Consider the following 17654-nt stretch of genomic DNA (forward strand, 5'->3'; position numbering starts at 1 on the left):
CGGTCGCGGGATGCCTGCTCATGACGCCCTCCCCACCCGCGCGCCGTCCCCCGGGAGCGTCGTGACGAACCGGGTGAGGTCCGCGACCGGCTCCGTCGGCGCCGCGTCCGCGGTCTCGATGGCCGCCGCGATCTCGGCGTCGACCTCGGCCTCGACCCGCGCCTGCCACTGCTTCACCTCGTCGACGGTCATCAGCTTCTGCGAGACGAGCCGGGCCGCGAGCGCCGGGATCGGGTCGAGCTGCTTCCACCGCTCGATCTCGTCCTTGGTGCGGTAGCGGTCGGGGTCGTACATCGAGTGGGCGCGGAAGCGGTAGGTCTGCAGCTCGAGGAAGCACGGCTGCCCGCTGTCGCGGACGTACGCGAGCGCCCGCTCCGTCGCGTCCCGCACGGCGAGGATGTCCATCCCGTCCACGGCCCAGGCCACCATGCCGTAGCCCGCCGCCCGCGTCGCGAGATCGGTGGCGGCGTGCTCCCGGGCGAGGGCCGTGCCCATCGCGTAGCGGTTGTTCTCGCAGCAGAAGAGGACCGGCAGGTGCCACAGCGCGGCGAGGTTGGCGCTCTCGTGGAACTCCCCCTCGGCGAACGCGCCGTCGCCGAAGAGGCAGACGGTGACGGCCGGGTCGGACGTCAGGTGGTCGGCGAGGGCGAGCCCGACCGCGACGGGCAGCCCGCCCGCGACGATGGCGTTGCCGCCGTAGAAGCGGCGAGAGGCGTCGAAGAGGTGCATCGAGCCGCCACGGCCGCCGCTGCAGCCGGTGGCGCGGCCGAACATCTCGGCCATGACCGCGTCCATCGGCACGCCGCGTGCCAGCGCGTGGCCGTGCTCGCGGTAGGTGGACACGACGGCGTCGGCCTCGGACAGGGCACCCACGACGCCGACGGCGACGGCCTCCTCGCCGATGCACAGGTGCAGGAAGCCGCGGATCTTCGTCGCGCTGTAGAGCTCGGCGCACTTCTCCTCGAAGCGGCGGATGCGGACCATCTCGCGCAGCAGCCCGGTGAACAGCTCGAGGAACAGCTCCTCGGTCATGGCCTCACCTCCGGACCGTCCGCAGCGGGGCGCTCGACGGTCGACAGGTCACCCTCGGGCAGCCCGAGCTCCCGGGCCCGGAGCAGGCGCCGCATGACCTTGCCGCTGCGGGTGTGCGGCAGCGCCTGGTCGAAGGCGATCTCGCGGGGGGCGACCGAACCCAGGCGGTGGCGCCCGAAGGCGATCAGCTCACGGGCCAGGGCCGGGGTCGGCTCGTGCCCGACCTTGAGCGTGACGAACGCCTTGACGATCTCGCCGGCGAGCGGGTCGGGCTTGCCGATGACGCCGACCTCGGCGACGGCCGGGTGCTCCATGAGCGCGCTCTCCACCTCGAAGGGTCCGATGAGGTGGCCCGCCGACTTGATGACGTCGTCGGCGCGCCCGATGAACCACACGTAGCCGTCGGCGTCGATGCGCGCGAGGTCACCGCTGAGGTACCACCCGTCCGCGAAGGCCCGGGCGTAGCGGTCGGGGTCGTCGAGGTAGGAGCGGAACATCGAGGGCCAGCCGGGCCGCAGGGCCAGCTCGCCGACCTCGTCGGGCCCGAGCACGCGCACGTGTCCGTCCGTGACCTCGGCCCGCCCGTCCGCCCCCTGCCCGAGGACGGCGGCCACCACGCCGGGGACGGGACGGCCCATCGAGCCCGGGCGCACCGGCATACCCGGGAAGTTGCTGACCATGATGGCTCCGGTCTCGGTCTGCCACCACGTGTCGTGCACCGGCAGGCCGAACGCCTCGACGCCCCACAGGACGGCCTCCGGGTTGAGCGGCTCGCCGACGCTGACGACGTGGCGCAGGGCGGGGAACGCGTGCTCGTGGGCGAGCCCGACCCCGGTGCGCATCAGCATCCGCAGCGCGGTCGGCGCGGTGTAGAAGACGGTGACGCCCTCGTCCTGCAGGATCCGGTACCACCGGCGGGCGTCGAAGTCGGCGGCGTCGGTCACGATGGTGACGCCGCAGCTGAGCGGGCCGAGGATGCCGTAGGACGTGCCCGTGACCCAGCCCGGGTCGGCGGTGCACCAGTAGATGTCGCCGGGGCGCAGGTCGAGGGCGAACTCGGCCGTGACGTGGTGGGCCAGGATCGCCTCGTGCACGTGGACGGCGCCCTTGGGCTTGCCCGTCGTGCCGCTCGTGAAGTGCAGCAGTGCCGGGTCGTCCGGACGGGTGGGTGCCACCGTGAAGGTGTCGGGGTCGTATGCCGCCGCGCCGGCTCCCAGCGCCACCGACCACGGCATCGTCCCCGGGGGACCACCGGCACCGTCGCCACCCTCGGCGGCCTCGGCATCGGTGAGCAGGACGTGCCTGAGGTCGGGGAGCGAGTCGCGGTGCGGCTCCACCTTGCGGAGGTAGGACGGCGTGTCGGTCACGAGGACGCGGATGTGGCCGAGGCGCAGTCGCTCGAGCACCGGCTCGGGACCGAACGCCGGGAAGAGCGGACAGTAGACGGCACCGGCCTTGAGGGTGCCGAGGACCGTGAGGTAGAGCTCGGGCGACCGTGGCAGGAGCGTGCAGACGCCGTCGCCCGGACCGATGTCGAGACGTCGGAGGGCCGTCGCAACGATGTCGCTCTGGTCGCGCAGCTGCGCGTAGGTCAGCTCGGTCGTGGGGGCTGTGCGGGCCAGGAACCTGATCGCGACCGTGTCGGCGAGCTCGCCCTCCGCGTGCCGGTCGACCGCCTCGTGGGCCATGTTGAGGTGACCCTCCCCATCACCCTGCAGCCACGCCCCCGCCGCCTCCCAGCTGAAGGACCGCCGTCGCGCCTCGTAGTCGCCGACGAGCGGCGGCAGCGAGGGCGCGTGCTCGATCGGTCGCCGCTGCCCGGCGCGGCCGTGCACTGCCAAGTCGCCCATGGGACCACGGTCCCGCGGGCATCCCGACGGCAGGTAGGGACCAACGGCCCTGTTTCCCGGGACTCTGCCTGACGTGCACTGGACGTGGAGCCGCCGATGCCGTGCGGCGTGATCGAGAGGTGGACAGATGAGCACCAACAGCGGGTCGAAGGCCCCCGAACGTCGCGCCGTCCAGGCGCGGCCCGACCCGTTCTCGTGGGGAGAGCTGGGCCCGTGGGCCAGCCGGATGCAGGACCTCATGGAGCAGATGTGGTCGCCCGCCATGGGGGTCGGCGACTTCGCTCCCGGTGGTGAGCTGCGCGAGACGGACGACGCCTTCACGCTCGAGCTCGACGTGCCCGGCGTGGACAAGAAGGACATCACGATCGACTTCTCCGGCCGCCGGCTCAGCGTGCGCGGCACGAAGACGACCGAGAAGGAGGGCCAGGGGACGTTGCGCCACACGACCCGGACGTCGGGCAGCTTCGCCTACGAGGCGGTGCTCCCGGTCGCCGTGGACGAGAAGGCCGTGACGGCCTCGCTCGCCGACGGCGTGCTCAGGGTGACGATGCCCAAGGCCACCGAGGCCAAGACCACCCACGTCGAGATCAGCTGACCGCCATGGCCACCAACGGATCCATCATGCACGCGCTCGTCTACCACGGCCCGGGCCAGAAGGCCTGGGAGACGGTGCCGAAGCCCATCGTCGAGGACGACACCGATGCCGTCGTGAAGGTCGACACCGTCACCATCTGCGGCACCGACCTGCACATCCTCAAGGGCGACGTCGCTGCCGTCACCGACGGCCGCATCCTCGGCCACGAGGCGGTCGGGACCGTGGAGCACGTCGGCGCGGGCGTCAAGAACGTCAAGCCCGGGGACCGCGTGCTCGTCTCGTGCATCACCGCGTGCGGTGCGTGCCGCTACTGCCGCGAGGGCAGCTACGGCCAGTGCATCGGCGGTGGCGGCTGGATCCTCGGCCACAAGATCGACGGAACACAGGCGGAGTACGTCCGGGTCCCCTTCGCGGACACGTCGACGTATGCCGTCCCCGAAGGAGTGACTGACGAGGAAGTACTCATGCTCGCCGACATCGGGCCCACGGGCTACGAGGTCGGTGTGCTGAACGGCCGGGTGCGTCCCGGTGACGTCGTAGCGGTGGTGGGCGCCGGCCCGGTCGGGCTCTCCGCCATCATGGGTGCCAAGCTCTTCAGTCCGGCGCACGTCGTGGCCATCGACCTGGCCGATGCCCGACTCGAGGCGGCCAAGCAGTTCGGGGCCGACATCACGGTGAACCCCTCCCGCGAGGATGCCGTCGCGGTCGTCCGGGACCTGACCCAGGGTCTCGGCGCCGACGTCGCCATCGAGGCAGTGGGGGTCGCACCGACGTTCGAGCAGTGCGCGGCCCTGGTCCGTCCGGGTGGCACTGTCGCCAACGTGGGGGTCCACGGCGGCCCGGCCACCCTGCACCTGGAGGAGCTCTGGATCAAGAACGTCACGATCACGACGGGACTCGTCGACACCTACTCGACCCCGACGCTGCTGCGGCTGCTGGCCGCCCACCACATCGACCTGGCCCGGTTCGTCACGCACCGCTTCGCGATGGATGACTTCCTCGACGCCTACGACACGTTCGCCCGCGCGGCGGACACCGGCGCCCTGAAGGTCGTGTTGACGAGCTGAGCTCGCTGCGACCGTCAGAGGTCGACGTGCATGATGCGCAGGCCCACGCGCTCCCCGGTCGGGAGCTCGTGGGCCCGCGGCACGGTGCCGACGACCGTGAAACCGAGGCTCTCGTAGAGCATGACGGCGCCGGTGTTCGTGGCGACCACGGCGTTGAACTGCATTGCCGCAAAGCCGGACTCGCGAGCCCAGTCGAGCGAGTCGACGACCAGGGCGCGACCGACGCCGAGGCCGCGAGCGTCGGCCGTGACCATGTAGCTCGCCGTAGCGACGTGCGCCCCGGGGCCTGGACGGTTGCGCCCCATCTTCGCCGTGCCGAGCAGCCGGTCCCCGTCGAGGGCGACTGTGACACGGCCGCCCGGACCGTTCTCGAGCCAGATGCCGCGCGCCTCCTCCTCCGTGAGGTCGGTCGGGAACGGGAACGTGTCCCCGGCGCGGACGACCTCCTCGATGATCGGCCACACGCGGGGCCAGTCGGCGTCGTCGTAGTCCCGAACGATGATCTTCGATGCCACTCGGATCGCCTTACTTCTCAGGAATGTTCGCGTCGAGCTCACTGAGCCACGCGACGGAGGTCACGTCTGACGGCATACGCCAGTCGCCGCGCGGCGACAGCGAGCCGCCCGCGACGACCTTGGGACCGTTGGGCAGCGCGGAGCGCTTGAACTGGTTGGCGAAGTAGCGCTTGACGAACACCTCGAGCCAGTGCCGGATCGTCGCGAGGTCGTATGCCGTCCGGTCGGCCTCCGGGTAGCCCGCGGGCCACTCCCCCGCCTCGCTGTCGCGCCAGGCGTTCCACGCGAGGTAGGCGATCTTGGACGGTCGGTAGCCGCGGCGCAGCACGTGGAAGAGCGTGAAGTCCTGGAGGGCGTAGGGGCCGATCACCGCCTGGGTGCTCTGCGGCTTGTCTCCATCCTTGGCGGGCACGAGCTCGGGGCTGATCTCGGTGTCGAGGATCGAGGTCAGCGTCTCGGCCACCTCCTCGTCGAACTGGCGCGAGGCGACGACCCAGCGGATGAGGTGCTGCATCAGGGTCTTCGGGACGCCGCTGTTGATGCCGTAGTGGCTCATCTGGTCGCCGACCCCGTAGGTGCACCAGCCCAGCGCCAGCTCGGACAGGTCGCCGGTGCCGAGCACGATGCCGCCGCGCTGGTTCGCGATGCGGAAGAGGTAGTCGTAGCGCAGGCCGGCCTGGACGTTCTCGAAGGTGACGTCGTAGACCTCCTCGCCGCGGCCGAACGGGTGGCCCATCGCCTGGAGCATCTGGGTCGCGGCCGGACGGATGTCGAGCTCCTCCCACGTGACCTCGAGCGACTCCATGAGCGCGATCGCGTTGGTCTTCGTGTGGTCGCTCGTCGCGAAGCCGGGCATCGTGAAGGCGAGGATGTCGCTGCGGGGGCGATCGAGCCGGTCCATGGCCTTGGCCGCGACGATGAGCGCGTGGGTCGAGTCGAGACCGCCGCTGACGCCGATGACCACCTTGGGCTGGCCGATGGCCCGGAGCCGCTGCTCGAGCCCGGACACCTGGATGTTGTACGCCTCGTAGCAGTCGAGGGCGAGGCGGTCCTCGTCGTCGGGCACGAAGGGGAAGCGGTCGACCTTGCGGAGCAGCCCGAGGTCGCCGGTGGGCGGGTCGAGCTCGAGCTCGACGGTGCGGAAGCCGTCGACCCGGCCGGCCAGCGTGCGCCGGTTGTCGTCGAAGGTGCCCTGCCGCTGCCGTTCCTGGCGGAGCAGGTCGAGGTCGATGTCGGCCACCGACGCGCGCGGGCCCTCGGGGAAGCGCTCGCTCTGCTCGAGCAGGGCGCCGTTCTCGTAGACCATCGTCATGCCGTCCCACGACAGGTCCGTGGAGCTCTCGCCCTCGCCGGCTGCGGCGTAGAGGTAGGCCGCGAGGCAGCGGGCCGACGCACTGCGGGCGAGCAGGTGGCGGTCCTCGGCGCGCGAGACGGTGATGGGCGACCCGGAGATGTTCGTCAGGATCGTCGCGCCGGCGAGGGCTGCCTCGTGGCTCGGCGGGACCGGCACCCACAGGTCCTCGCAGACCTCGACGTGCAGCACGAAGCCGGGCACGTCGGTCGCCCGGAAGAGCAGGTCGGGCCCGAAGGGCACGCGGTCGCCGGCGACGTCGATGCTCTGGCCGCGCTGGTCGTCGCCGGGGGCGAAGTGGCGCCGCTCGTAGAACTCGCGGTAGGTCGGCAGGTAGGACTTGGGGGCGACGCCGATGATGCGGCCGGCGTGGATGACGACCCCGCAGTTGTAGACGCGCGACCCCTTCTCCAGCGGCGCCCCGACGACGACCACGGGACGCAGGTCGGCGGTCGCCTCGGCGATGCGCGCCAGGGCGTCGTCGACGGCGTCGAGCAGCGTGTCCTGCAGGAAGAGGTCGTCGATGGCGTAGCCGGAGAGGCACAGCTCGGGGAAGATCGCGAGCCCCACGCCGTCGTCGTCGAGGTCGCGCAGCTGGGCGATCACCGCGTCGGCGTTGCGCTCGGGATCGACCGCGACGATCGGCAGCGTGCACGCGGCGACGCGTGCGAAGCCCTGGGCCCACGAGCTGTAGAAGTCCATGGGCACAGTCAATCGCACGGGTCGTGTGACCGGGGACTCGTCACTCGCCCGGTGCGTCGGACCCGGTTCTTACTACCATGGGTAGTAGCCAGGCACTCGCCGTAGGGCACACCAAGGAGGTCGCCATGTCTGACCACGACCCGGTCCACATCCTTCACCCGGAGGAGTCCTGGGGCTTCCTCCGCACCCATGAGTTCGGCCGGCTGGCCTTCCACCTCGTGGGCGAGGTGCACATCACGCCGATCAACTACGCGGTCGACGGTGAGCGCCTCATCTTCAAGACGGCGGAGGGCAGCAAGCTCTTCGGCGTCACGGCCAACACCGACGTCGCCTTCGAGGTCGACGAGATCGTCGGGGAGCGCGCCACCAGCGTCATCTGCCGCGGGCGCGCCCGCACCCTCGAGGGCCAGGCGGCCTACGTCGTCGAGCGCCTCCCGGTGCGGCCGTGGGTCGACACCCCGAAGTCCATCGTCGTCGCCATCGAGGTGGACGAGATCTCGGGGCGCAGGTTCGACCTGACGCGGCCCTGGCTGCGCGACCTGCCGACCGGCTGACCGGCTGACGGCTCAGCCGACGGCGTCCCGGGCCGCGACGAAGGCGTCGACGCACGCACGCACGTCCGCCTCGGAGTGCGCGGCCGAGAGCTGCACGCGGATGCGCGCCTTGCCACGCGGCACGACCGGGAAGCTGAAGGCGATGACGTAGACACCGTTGCCGAGCATGTGGTCGGCGATCTCCGCTGCCCGGCGGGCGCCGTCCTCACCCGGGAACATCACGGGTCGGATCGGGTGCGTTCCGGGGAGCAGCTCGAAACCGGCCTCGGTCATGAGGGAGTGGAAGAGCGCCGTGTTGGCCTTGAGCGTCTCGCGCTTCTCGGCCGAGCCCTCGACGAGCTCGAGCGCGGCCATCGACCCGGCGACGACGGACGGGGCCACCGAGTTGCTGAAGAGGTAGGGGCGCGATCGCTGCCGCAGCAGGTCGACGACCTCCTGGTGCGAGGAGACGTAGCCACCCGACGCGCCGCCGAGCGCCTTGCCGAGGGTTCCGGTGAGGATGTCGACGCGGTCCATGACGCCGAACAGCTCCGGCGTGCCGCGGCCACCGTCGCCGACGAAGCCGACTGCGTGCGAGTCGTCGACGAAGACCATGGCGCCGAACTCGTCGGCCAGGTCGCAGATCTGCTCGAGCGGGGCGTAGGACCCGTCCATCGAGAAGACGCCGTCAGTGACGACGACCTTGCGCTTCGCGCCTGCCGCGACCGCGGCCTCGAGCTGGGCGCGCAGGTCGGTCATGTCGGCGTTCCTGTAGCGGTAGCGCATCGCCTTGGACAGGCGCACGCCGTCGATGATCGAGGCGTGGTTGAGCTCGTCGCTGATGATCGCGTCCTCGGCGCCGAAGAGCACCTCGAAGACGCCCCCGTTGGCGTCGAAGCACGACGAGTAGAGGATCGTCGCCTCCGTCCCGAGGAACTCGCTGAGCTGGCGCTCCAGAGAGGTGTGCAGCGTCTGGGTGCCGCAGATGAACCGGACCGACGCCATGCCGAAGCCCCACTCGTCGAGCGCCCGCTTCGACGCCGCCACGACGCCGGGGTCGTTGGCGAGGCCGAGGTAGTTGTTGGCGCAGAAGTTGAGCGCCTCCGCCTTGCGGGTCGTGATGTGCGCCGACTGTGGCGACGTCAGCTCCCGCTCGTTCTTGTAGAGGCCGGCGTCCTTGATCTCCTGCAACGTCGCGGCGATCTCGTCCTTGACTGAGCCGTACATCGGTGTCCTTCGCGGGTCGTGTCGGATGGCGGGGGCCTGGCGCCACCCAGCGTATGCCGCCCCGTCGGCCGTTACCGACGGACCATCGAGAGCAGGTCGTCGAGGATGTCGCCCATCCGCATGAGCAGGGACACGTGGCCCTCACCCTCGACGAGGTGGGCTCGCGCGCCGGCGACGTTCGCTGCGAGCCACTGGGCGTGGGCGAAGGGCACCATGAGGTCCTCGGTGCCCTGCCACACGGCGGTCGGCACCTCGATCGCGCCGAGGTCGAAGCCCCAGGCCCTGGTGTGGGTCAGGTCGTCGTCCCGCCAGCCGACGATTCCCTGGCTGCCGGCGTGCCGCGACGCCGCGGCGAGGTAGTCGCCGAGCTCTCCCGTCATCGCAGCCCGGTCGACCGGGGGCAGCAGCCCACTGAGCTCGCTGACGATCTCGTCGGCGGTCGCGCGCAGGACCGGGGTCCCGTGCTCCTCGAGGAAGGCGGTCAGCGCGTCGGGACCCGCGGCCGTCGCCGCATACTCGGCGACGTTCTCCGGCCCCATCCCCGCGGTGAGGTCGAGGCCGTCGGCGTCCGGGGGTGCGATCCCGACGCCCGACGTCGCAGCGAGACAGCGGCCGGGCAGCAGCGCCGCGCAGGCGAGCGCGCGGGGCCCGCCGCCCGACCAGCCGAGGGTCACGAAGGTGTCGTGGCCGAGAGCGTCGAGCACGGTGGCGGTGTCGGCCGCGTCGTCGCCGACCGTGGCCGTGGTCGCCGCGTCGGTCCGCGGCGTCGAACGCCCGTAGCCGGGCCGCGAGTACGTGATCGTGCGCAGCCCGCGCTCGGTCGCCGGCCGCTCGAGGATGCCGAAGGGCACCGCGGCCTGCGGCGTGCCGTGATGGAAGACGAGCGGGAGCCCATCTGCCGGACCGGTGACGAGGACCTCGAGGTCCCGGCCGTCGGCGGTCCGGACGAGCTGCGTGTCGTGGTGGGCCATGACCTCATGCAACCACGCCGACCGGGCGTGCGGGTCCGCACGAACAGCCACGGGCACGCATACGCGGGCGTAGCGTGGCCCCATCACTCCTCGGGGGACCTGACGAGTCAGCGAGGCGACGACATGCCAGAGTTCATGGACGTGCACACCAACATGCCGGGGGTGACCTCGGAGGCCCTGATGGAGGCCCACCAGGCCGACCTCGACATCCAGGACGACGAGGGCGTGGTCTTCAAGCACGCCTGGGCCGACCCCAACACCGGCCACGTGTTCTGCCTGTCGGAGGGGCCGAGCGCCGACGCCGTCAGGCGCATCCACGAGCGGACGGGCCACCCGGCGGACGAGATCCACGAGATCACCGTCACGGCCTGATCGTCGGGCACGAGGTCAGGGGGCCGCCGGGAGCCGTCAGGAGCCGGCGCACTTCCTCCCGAACCGGGTGTATCACCGGTCCCTGGGGAGAACACTGGTTCGCAGGGGCCGTTGCGCCTGCTACGGCCGTGGTCGAAGGAGTCCACCATGTCCAAGCGCGCGCTGCTCATCGGGGTCAACGAGTACGCGATCCCGGGGGCCAACCTGCGCGGCTGCGTCAACGACGTCCACAACATCGCCGGCGCCCTGACAGAGCTCTACGGCTTCGCCGACTCGGACATCACGATGCTGCTCGACGGCGCCGCGACCAAGGCCGCGATGACGCAGGCGATCAGCGACCTCGTCGACTCGGGCCGGCCGGGCGACGTGCTCTACCTGCACTACTCGGGCCACGGCTCCAACGTCCCCGACACGAACGGGGACGAGACGACCGACGACCGTGACGAGATCCTCTGCCCGACCGACCTCGACTGGAACGACCCCCTCACCGACGACTGGCTCCGGACGACGTTCGACCGACTCGACCCCGGCGCCTCGCTCACCGTCGTCATGGACTGCTGCCACTCGGGCAGCAACACCCGGGCGCCCGCGCGGCCGGACGCCCCTCCGCCGGAGGTCATCCCGCGCTTCCTTCCGAACCCGGACGACGAGGCAGCTGGGGGCGACTCCACGGGCACGCCGCGGCGGTCCCGACGGCGTCGCCGCAACCAGGACGTCCACGTCGTCGACATCGCCGAGACCCTCGTGAGCGGCTGCCGCGACGACCAGACCTCGGCCGATGCCGACATCGACGGCACCTACAACGGCGCCCTCACCTACTACCTCGTCCGCGCGATGCGCGAGGACCCGCAGGCGACCTACCGCGCCCTCCATGCGCGCACGCTCGCCGGCCTGAGCGGCAACTACGACCAGGTCCCGCAGCTCGAGGGCCGCGCTCCCCGCCTCGACCAGACCTTCCTGTCCGGGACGGGCTGAACCATGTCGACCATCGTGGGCGGGCCCTCCCCGACACAGCCCGAGCCGTATGCCGGGTCGCCGGCCGACGGGGCACGCGCGCTCCCGGAGCAGCACGAGCAGGTGGAGCAGCACGAGCAGCACGAGCAGCCGGAGCCGCCCGAAGCGACCGGGCAGCCGGAGCAGCATGAGAAGACAGAGCAGCCCGAGCAGACAGGGCAGCCGGCGCCAGCCCCGGCCGCGGCCCGGCGGGCGGCACCACCACCCACCCCCGGTCCCGCGGCGGCGCCGACGCCGCCGGCACCGCCCCCTGCACCGGCTGCTGCGCCGGCTACTGCGGGCGCACCCGAGCCGGCCGCGACCGATCCCGACGCCGACCCCTCACGACCGTTGACGCGCGTCCGGATCTCGCACGGCGACCTGCGTTTCGCACGCCACCACGTCCTGGTCGGTCACTACCCGGGCAGCACCCTCGTCGGCGGTGAGGGTGCCCTCGACGAGCTGCTCGACGGGCGGCTGTCGCGGGCCGCGATGCTCGGCATCTACCCGGGGCCGATCGAGACCTGTCAGGTCTTCACCGACCCCGAGCAGTGGACCCGGCCGCCCGGCGCGGTCGTGGCGGGCCTCGGACCCATCGGCGGGCTCAGCGCGGCGACGCTGGCCCGTGCCATCGCGCACGCCTCGCTGACCGCGGCGCTCGGCCACCTCACCGGCGGGGCCTCCGCCACGAACACCAAGGTGCTTCAGCTGCGCCTCTCGAGCCTTCTCATCGGCACCGGCCAGGGAGGGCTGCCGGTGCGTGACAGCGTGCAGGCCCTGCTCACCGGGGTGCAGCGCGCCAACGATCGTCTCGCCGACACCGAGCTCGGGGTGCACATCGCCGAGATCGAGGTCATCGAGCTGTGGCAGGACCGCGCGCTGCAGGCGGTCGAGGCGCTCAGGTCGTCCCTGGCGAGCGGCGAGCTCGCCGACTCCTTCACCGCCGACCTCCGGCTCGACGAGCGGCCGGGACGCCAGCGCCGCCTCCTCTTCTCCGAGCCGTCCGGCTGGTGGCAGCAGGTCCGCGTGCGCAGCGAGGCCGACGGGGGCCTCTCGTTCGAGGCCTCCACCCGCAGGGCCGGCACCCCGACGCGGACGGTCCCGACGCAACGCGCCCTCGTCGACCGGCTCGTCGAGTCCCTCGTCGACTCGCCGTCACCCGACCCGTCGGCCGCCCGGACGCTCTTCGAGCTGCTCTTCCCCAACGACCTCAAGGCGCAGGCGCCCGACACCGACAACCTCGTGCTCCTCGTCGACCGCGGCTCCGCGCACTACCCGTGGGAGCTGCTCGACGACCAGGGCACGCAGGAGGACCGCGAGCCGCTCGGGGTGCGCCGGGGCCTGGTGCGACAGCTCGAGGGCTCGTCGATGCGCAGCCACGTGCTCTCCGCGACGAGCAGCCGCGCCCTCGTCGTCGGTGACACCGCGAGCGGGCTCAGCGCGCTGCCGGCCGCCCAGAGAGAGGCGCGCAGCGTCGCAGACGCCTTGCGCGCGAACGGGTTCGAGGCCGAGCCCCTCATCGCCGAGAGCGGCACCAAGGTCGTCCAGGCCCTCTTCGCCACGTCCTACCGCGTCGTGCACCTCGCCGGCCACGGCGTGTACGAGTGGCCCCTCGGCGACGGGACCGACGCCACGGTCACGGGCATGGTGCTCGGCAACGGGATGTACCTCACGGCCGGCGAGGTGGGCCAGATGCGTCAGGTCCCCGAGCTCGTCGTCGTCAACTGCTGCCACCTCGGGTCGATGGGCCCGATCAGCCCCGTCAGCCCGATGGGCCCCTCCGGCACCTCCGGTCCGAGCGGCGTCGGCGGCGCCGGTGCTCCGGGCGCCTCGACGGGCCAGGCCGGCCAGCCGGGCCCGGTGCCACGCACCGGCAACTACCACCGTCTCGCGGCGAGCTTCGCGACCGAGCTCATCGACATCGGTGTGCGGGCCGTCGTCGCGTGCGGCTGGGCCGTCGACGACGGCGCGGCGTCGACCTTCGCCACGACCCTCTACGACCGCCTGCTGGCGGGGTTGACCTTCGGCGAGGCCCTCGGTGCCGCGCGCTGGCAGACGTGGAACGACCACCCGGCCGTCAACACGTGGGGTGCGTACCAGTGCTACGGCGACCCCGACTACCGGTTGGCTCCCGACGCCGTGGTGCACCGGGCCACCACCGCCCGGCGGGCACCGGCGAGCGCCGAGCAGGCGCGGGTCGAGATCGAGAACCTCGGGCAGTCCGTCGACGTCAGCCGCAACACGCGCTTCGGCCTGGACCGCCTGCGCGAGCTCTACGAGGCGCTGACGCCCGAGGACCGCGAGGACGACGCACTGCAGGTGCTCATCGCTCGGACCTACAACAAGTTCGGCGACTTCGCCCAGGCCACGCAGTACTTCCAGCAGTCCCTGGAGCGCGGCGGGACGGCCCTGACGGTGCGCGACTTCGAGGTCTGGATCGACCAGGTGGTCCGGGCGGCGGCGACGAGCGACGACGCCGTCGACGACGCGGTCGCCACGATCGAGTCGGCCATCGACCGCCTCCGGGCACTGCTCGACAACCCGGCGTCGCTCGTCCTGGGGGCCCACGCACCGGAGCGGGCGGGCGTCCTCCCGGGAGACGCGCACCCGGCGGCGGGCTCGGTCGGGATCGACCGGCTGTGGAGGGTCGCGAGCGCGTACAAGCGGCTCGCGCTCGTCACGTGCCCCGAGCGACCGGGCGGGTCCTCGAGCGGCGACTGGACGCAGACCCACGCCGCCCTCGTCCAGATGTCGGAGTGGTACGCCGCGGCGCGGACCGCGTCCGGAGCCAGCGACCGGCGCCGGCACGGGGCACTGGCCAACTGGCTCGCCGCCGAGCTGGCCCTGCGCTGGCGGCCCGCGCCGGACCGGCCGGTGCTCGAGCGGTCCGAGGCCCGCGGGCTCATCGACGACGCGCTCCAGGCGGCCCGCGAGGAGGCCTACCTCGCGCCGACCTTCTGGACCGTGGCGGTCTACGCCGACCTGCTCGTGCTCGACGCGCTCTGGAGCCCACGGGCCACGGAGGACGAGGCGCGCAAGGCCCTCGACCTCTACCGGCGCGCCAGTGAGCTCGGCAGCGAGGAGCAGCTGCGCCAGGTCCGCGACCAGGTCGACTTCCTCATGGTCATGGCCGGCACCGAGGCGCACCGCCGCGTCGACTTCCTGCGCACCCTCCACGACGGGCTCGTCGCCCTCGACGACTCACCCAGGGAGCCGAAGGGCGGCGAGGGCACGGTCACCGTATGAGGCGGGCCAGGTGTTGACTCTGTCACCCCCGCACGCTCAGTGGACTCGTTTCGAGTGGGGCTCGAGCGGGCCCGCCCTCTAGAGTTGTCGGCGTTTGCGCCCGGCCATCCCGGGCCCGTCCACACCCTCCATCCCCCACCCTCAGGGAACCCTCTCGTGCTCCGACGTCTCACCCTCGCCTGCGTCATGGCCGCCGTCGCCCTCCCCCTCGCCGCCTGCAGTGCCAGCTCCCCGGCCTCCTCGCCCGAGGCCGCGGCGCACCCCACCTGGGCCGTCGTGGCCGAGCTCGTGTGCCCGTCGAGCGGCGAGTCCGAGGGGTCGCTCTCGGACCACAGGATCACGTGCACGAGTGCCGAGGGGAAGCCGCTCGAGGCCGCCTTCTACGACCAGGCCGTCCAGCTCGACCGCCGGGTCAGCACGTTCGAGTGCAAGACCGGCACCAAGTCGGTGGCGGGCAAGGACTGGATGGTCCCGGCCGTCACGGACGAGAAGGTCGTCGGCAAGCTGCTCGACGCCGGCGGCATCAACCTCTGCTGAGGACGTGGCCGGTCGACCGTCCCCCGATCAGGCGAAGTCCCCGAGCGCGCGGCTCTCGATGTCGCGCAGGACCTCGTCGGCGCTGACGGCAGCGACCTCACCGCGACGTCGGGCCGTCAGCACGAGCTGCCGCTCCGCGTCGCTCGCCCGGCGCAGGACGGCTTCGAGCTCCAGGCCCGGGTGACCGGACTCGTCCCGCTCCCGCGCCCGCGTGCGGTCGATCGCCTCCTGAGCTGCGAGGTAGCCCTCGTACTGGGCGACGGCTGCTCGGCGCACGTCGTCGTCGAGGCCGGGGCCCTCGCTCCTGATCTGCTCGAGGGCCGCCCGGGTGGCGCGCAGCCGCAGCTCGGAGGTCTCCGCTCTCTCGTCGACGTCGCTGCCCACCCGGAGGTACCTGGTGAGCGGGGTCAAGGTCAGTCCCTGGACGACCAGCGTCAGCAGGACTGCGACGAGGGCGACCGTCACGACCTCGTCGCGATGGGGCAAGGGGTCGCCGTTCGCAGCGACGGTGGGCAGAGCCACCGCCGTCGCCACCGTCACGACCCCACGCATCCCGGCCCAGGCGACGACGGTCGACTCCCGCCAGCCGATGGGGACGGGAGCGTCCCGCCGTCGGGCTCGCCGACGGGCCAGCCAGGCGGCTGGGTAGATCCAGGCGGCGCGGAAGACGACCAGGGTCGCTACGACGAGGAGGGCCAGTGCCATCGTCCCTGCACCGGTGGCGGTGGCCCGGATGACGGCCACGAGCTCGAAGCCGAGCAGGGTGAAGACGAGGCTCGTGATGAGGAAGTCGGAGTAGGACCAGACGGCCCGGCCGAGCAGCCACCCTCCCGACGTCGTGGCGTCGTGGCCGAACGTGCGCAGGTACAGACCGAGCACGAGGACGGCCAGCACGCCGGAGCCGTTGACGTGCTCGGCGCCGACGTAGGCGACGAACGGCACGAGCACGGTCACCGTCGTCTCGGCGTGGCCGTCGCGGATGCGACCCAGCGCGAACGTGGAGGTCCATCCCACGACGAGTCCGACGAGCACCCCGAGCACGACCGCCTCCACGAGCTCGACGGCGATCCCGGCACCCGTGATGTCGCCCGTGACCGCTGCCACGATGGCGACCTTGTACGCGACGAGGGCTGTCGCGTCGTTGAACATCCCTTCGCCCTCGAGGATGGTGACCAGCCGGTGCGGAAGGCGCAGGCGCCGAGCCACAGCCGTGGCGGCGACGGGGTCGGGCGGGGAGACGACGGCTCCCAGCACCCACGCCACAGACCACGGCAGCCCCGCTGCATGCGCCACGACCGCCACGACGGCGACCGTGGCCAGGGTCAGGCCGACTGCGAGCGCGAAGACGGCTCGGGCGTGCTCCCGGAACTCGTTGACCGTCGTGCGCTGGGTCGCGGCGAAGAGCAGTGGCGGCAGGACCACTGGCAGGATGAGGGCGGGGTCCAGCGACAGTGGGTTGGCCGGAGTGACGAGGGCGACGACCAGCCCGAAGATCGTCAGCAGCACCGGTTGCGGCACCCGGATCCGGTCGGCGACCGGAGTCAGCAGGATGATGCCCACTACCACGACGAGGGCCAGTGCGAGTTCGCTCACCCTCCGAACCCTAGGACGCGGGCGGTCCCGGCGTCCGGCGCGCGAAGGGCCCGAACCAGGTGAGCAGGGTGTTGACGACGACGACCACGGTCACCGCGACGGCCCACGCCGGCGGCAGGACCGACCAGGACGCCAAAACGGCACCGCCCAGCACGAGCACCTTGGTGGCCACGGCGAGCACCGGTACCCGGAACCTGGCCCGAGGCGCCGCGAAAAGGCCCCAGAGGACGGCCGCCGCTCCCGGCACGAGCACGCCGCCGAGCACGTGAACGGCGGTGGTGTGGCCGAGGTGGGCGCCCCAGACCGCGAGCAGCACCACGGCCAGCACCTCCACGAGGAACGCGACGACGTCGTTGGCGTTGACGTGGCCGGCGCTGTCGGCCGATCGCTCCATCAGGTGACCGGCTCGTCGAGGAAGGCATGGGTCAGGTCGGCGAGCTCGCGCGCCGACTCGCTGTTGACGAGAGGACCGGCGCCGTCGATCACCTCGACGCGCGCTCCCGTCAGCTGCTGCGAGAGCTCTTGCGCCGCAACGACGCCCGCCTTGTCCTTCGACCCGGCGACGAGGAGCACCGGGGCCGTGACCGTGCGCAGCGACTCCGTCCCGTCGAAGCCCTTGAGCGCATCGAGGACGGCGAGCATCCGCGGTCGTGAGACGCCGGCGTCGATGAGCTTGCTCTCGGGCACGAGCCGCATGGCGAGCCGCTGCATCCGCAGGGCCCCCTTGCCCGGTCGCACGAGCGCGCCGGCCAGCACGAGACGCCCGACCAGCTCGGGCCGCTCGACCGCGAGGCGCAGCGCGACGCTCGCGCCCACCGAGACCCCGACGAAGTCGGCCTGCCGCACCCCCTGCAGCTCCAGCTCGTCGGCGACGCCGGAGGCAGCGGCCCCGAGGTCGAAGCCGATGGGGTCCTTCGGCTTGAGCCCCTTCATCCAGGGGGCCGTCATCGGACGACCGGCGCCGTAGGCCGACACGAAGTCCTGCCACGCGATCGGCGACTGGCCGAGGCCGTGCAGGAGGACGAGCGGACGGGGACGGTCATCCGGGTCGGGCGCAGACGGCATACGAG

Annotated in this window: 16 protein-coding genes; 7 read left to right on the plus strand and 9 right to left on the minus strand. The window is 72.1% G+C overall.

The window, feature by feature from the left end:
* Positions 1-18: 18 nt before the first annotated feature.
* Positions 19-1032 carry a pyruvate dehydrogenase (acetyl-transferring) E1 component subunit alpha gene (gene pdhA / locus ABD831_RS02895; protein ID WP_344941241.1) on the minus strand — a complete coding sequence of 338 codons (1014 nt, stop codon included), beginning with the start codon at positions 1030-1032 and terminating at the stop codon, positions 19-21.
* On the minus strand, positions 1029-2882 hold the full coding sequence (gene acsA / locus ABD831_RS02900) for an acetate--CoA ligase (RefSeq protein WP_344941244.1): 1854 nt from the start codon (positions 2880-2882) through the stop codon (positions 1029-1031). The genes pdhA and acsA overlap by 4 nt, the downstream gene beginning before the upstream one ends.
* 127 nt (positions 2883-3009) lie before the next feature.
* On the opposite strand from acsA, the gene ABD831_RS02905 reads away from it, so the two are divergent.
* A complete protein-coding gene (locus ABD831_RS02905) occupies positions 3010-3477 on the plus strand; it encodes an Hsp20 family protein (RefSeq protein WP_142176276.1) in 468 nt (155 codons plus the stop codon).
* Positions 3478-3503: 26 nt separating this feature from the next.
* Positions 3504-4544: a zinc-dependent alcohol dehydrogenase family protein gene (locus ABD831_RS02910; RefSeq protein WP_344943011.1), complete on the plus strand. Its 1041-nt coding sequence runs from the start codon at positions 3504-3506 to the stop codon at positions 4542-4544.
* Between the two features lie 14 nt (positions 4545-4558).
* On the opposite strand, the gene ABD831_RS02915 is transcribed toward ABD831_RS02910, so the two are convergent.
* Both ABD831_RS02915 and ABD831_RS02920 read right to left on the minus strand, forming a co-directional pair.
* A complete protein-coding gene (locus tag ABD831_RS02915; protein ID WP_344941249.1) occupies positions 4559-5059 on the minus strand; it encodes a GNAT family N-acetyltransferase in 501 nt (166 codons plus the stop codon).
* 10 nt (positions 5060-5069) lie between these two features.
* Positions 5070-7112 (minus strand): NAD(+) synthase, encoded by a 2043-nt coding sequence (locus tag ABD831_RS02920; RefSeq protein ID WP_344941252.1) that lies wholly within the window; start codon positions 7110-7112, stop codon positions 5070-5072.
* Positions 7113-7237: 125 nt separating this feature from the next.
* On the opposite strand from ABD831_RS02920, the gene ABD831_RS02925 reads away from it, so the two are divergent.
* Positions 7238-7666: a pyridoxamine 5'-phosphate oxidase family protein gene (locus tag ABD831_RS02925; protein ID WP_142176272.1), complete on the plus strand. Its 429-nt coding sequence runs from the start codon at positions 7238-7240 to the stop codon at positions 7664-7666.
* 12 nt (positions 7667-7678) lie between these two features.
* Here the strand turns inward: ABD831_RS02925 and ABD831_RS02930 are convergent, their stop codons facing one another.
* Positions 7679-8872 (minus strand): glycine C-acetyltransferase, encoded by a 1194-nt coding sequence (locus ABD831_RS02930; protein WP_344941255.1) that lies wholly within the window; start codon positions 8870-8872, stop codon positions 7679-7681.
* 71 nt (positions 8873-8943) lie between these two features.
* Entirely contained in the window at positions 8944-9843 is a 900-nt protein-coding gene (locus tag ABD831_RS02935; protein ID WP_344941257.1) for an alpha/beta fold hydrolase, read from the minus strand.
* Positions 9844-9966: 123 nt separating this feature from the next.
* On the opposite strand from ABD831_RS02935, the gene ABD831_RS02940 reads away from it, so the two are divergent.
* From ABD831_RS02940 to ABD831_RS02955, 4 genes are all read left to right on the plus strand, one after another.
* Positions 9967-10215, plus strand: coding sequence for an SCO4226 family nickel-binding protein (locus tag ABD831_RS02940; protein ID WP_142176265.1), 249 nt, complete (start codon positions 9967-9969; stop codon positions 10213-10215).
* A 147-nt stretch (positions 10216-10362) separates the two neighbouring features.
* Positions 10363-11190, plus strand: a complete 828-nt coding sequence (locus ABD831_RS02945) for a caspase family protein (protein ID WP_344941261.1) — start codon at positions 10363-10365, stop codon at positions 11188-11190.
* A 3-nt stretch (positions 11191-11193) separates the two neighbouring features.
* The gene (locus tag ABD831_RS02950) at positions 11194-14454 is read left to right on the plus strand and encodes a CHAT domain-containing protein (RefSeq protein ID WP_344941264.1); all 3261 of its coding nucleotides are present in this window, start codon (positions 11194-11196) and stop codon (positions 14452-14454) included.
* Between the two features lie 156 nt (positions 14455-14610).
* Entirely contained in the window at positions 14611-14991 is a 381-nt protein-coding gene (locus ABD831_RS02955) for a hypothetical protein (RefSeq protein WP_344941267.1), read from the plus strand.
* A gap of 27 nt (positions 14992-15018) precedes the next feature.
* On the opposite strand, the gene ABD831_RS02960 is transcribed toward ABD831_RS02955, so the two are convergent.
* The 3 genes from ABD831_RS02960 to ABD831_RS02970 are packed head-to-tail and all read right to left on the minus strand — an operon-like array spanning position 15019 to position 17649.
* Positions 15019-16584: a Na+/H+ antiporter gene (locus ABD831_RS02960; RefSeq protein WP_344941270.1), complete on the minus strand. Its 1566-nt coding sequence runs from the start codon at positions 16582-16584 to the stop codon at positions 15019-15021.
* Between the two features lie 10 nt (positions 16585-16594).
* A complete protein-coding gene (locus ABD831_RS02965) occupies positions 16595-16978 on the minus strand; it encodes a YrdB family protein (RefSeq protein ID WP_344941272.1) in 384 nt (127 codons plus the stop codon).
* Positions 16978-17649 (minus strand): alpha/beta fold hydrolase, encoded by a 672-nt coding sequence (locus ABD831_RS02970; protein ID WP_344941275.1) that lies wholly within the window; start codon positions 17647-17649, stop codon positions 16978-16980. The genes ABD831_RS02965 and ABD831_RS02970 overlap by 1 nt, the downstream gene beginning before the upstream one ends.
* Positions 17650-17654 lie beyond the last annotated feature (5 nt).

This window comes from Terrabacter ginsenosidimutans (genome assembly GCF_039539425.1).
In the GTDB taxonomy this organism is placed as follows: Bacteria; Actinomycetota; Actinomycetes; order Actinomycetales; family Dermatophilaceae; genus Terrabacter; species Terrabacter ginsenosidimutans.

Excerpts from the sequence above, each read along its gene's own strand:
- ABD831_RS02920 (WP_344941252.1), bottom strand. The coding sequence starts at position 7,112 with ATGGACTTCTACAGCTCGTGGGCCCAGGGCTTCGCACGCGTCGCCGCG.
- ABD831_RS02910 (WP_344943011.1), top strand. The coding sequence starts at position 3,504 with ATGCACGCGCTCGTCTACCACGGCCCGGGCCAGAAGGCCTGGGAGACG.
- ABD831_RS02935 (WP_344941257.1), bottom strand. The coding sequence starts at position 9,843 with ATGGCCCACCACGACACGCAGCTCGTCCGGACCGCCGACGGCCGGGAC.
- pdhA (WP_344941241.1), bottom strand. The coding sequence starts at position 1,032 with ATGACCGAGGAGCTGTTCCTCGAGCTGTTCACCGGGCTGCTGCGCGAG.
- ABD831_RS02930 (WP_344941255.1), bottom strand. The coding sequence starts at position 8,872 with ATGTACGGCTCAGTCAAGGACGAGATCGCCGCGACGTTGCAGGAGATC.
- ABD831_RS02970 (WP_344941275.1), bottom strand. The coding sequence starts at position 17,649 with ATGCCGTCTGCGCCCGACCCGGATGACCGTCCCCGTCCGCTCGTCCTC.
- ABD831_RS02940 (WP_142176265.1), top strand. The coding sequence starts at position 9,967 with ATGCCAGAGTTCATGGACGTGCACACCAACATGCCGGGGGTGACCTCG.
- ABD831_RS02945 (WP_344941261.1), top strand. The coding sequence starts at position 10,363 with ATGTCCAAGCGCGCGCTGCTCATCGGGGTCAACGAGTACGCGATCCCG.
- ABD831_RS02925 (WP_142176272.1), top strand. The coding sequence starts at position 7,238 with ATGTCTGACCACGACCCGGTCCACATCCTTCACCCGGAGGAGTCCTGG.
- ABD831_RS02950 (WP_344941264.1), top strand. The coding sequence starts at position 11,194 with ATGTCGACCATCGTGGGCGGGCCCTCCCCGACACAGCCCGAGCCGTAT.
- acsA (WP_344941244.1), bottom strand. The coding sequence starts at position 2,882 with ATGGGCGACTTGGCAGTGCACGGCCGCGCCGGGCAGCGGCGACCGATC.
- ABD831_RS02905 (WP_142176276.1), top strand. The coding sequence starts at position 3,010 with ATGAGCACCAACAGCGGGTCGAAGGCCCCCGAACGTCGCGCCGTCCAG.
- ABD831_RS02965 (WP_344941272.1), bottom strand. The coding sequence starts at position 16,978 with ATGGAGCGATCGGCCGACAGCGCCGGCCACGTCAACGCCAACGACGTC.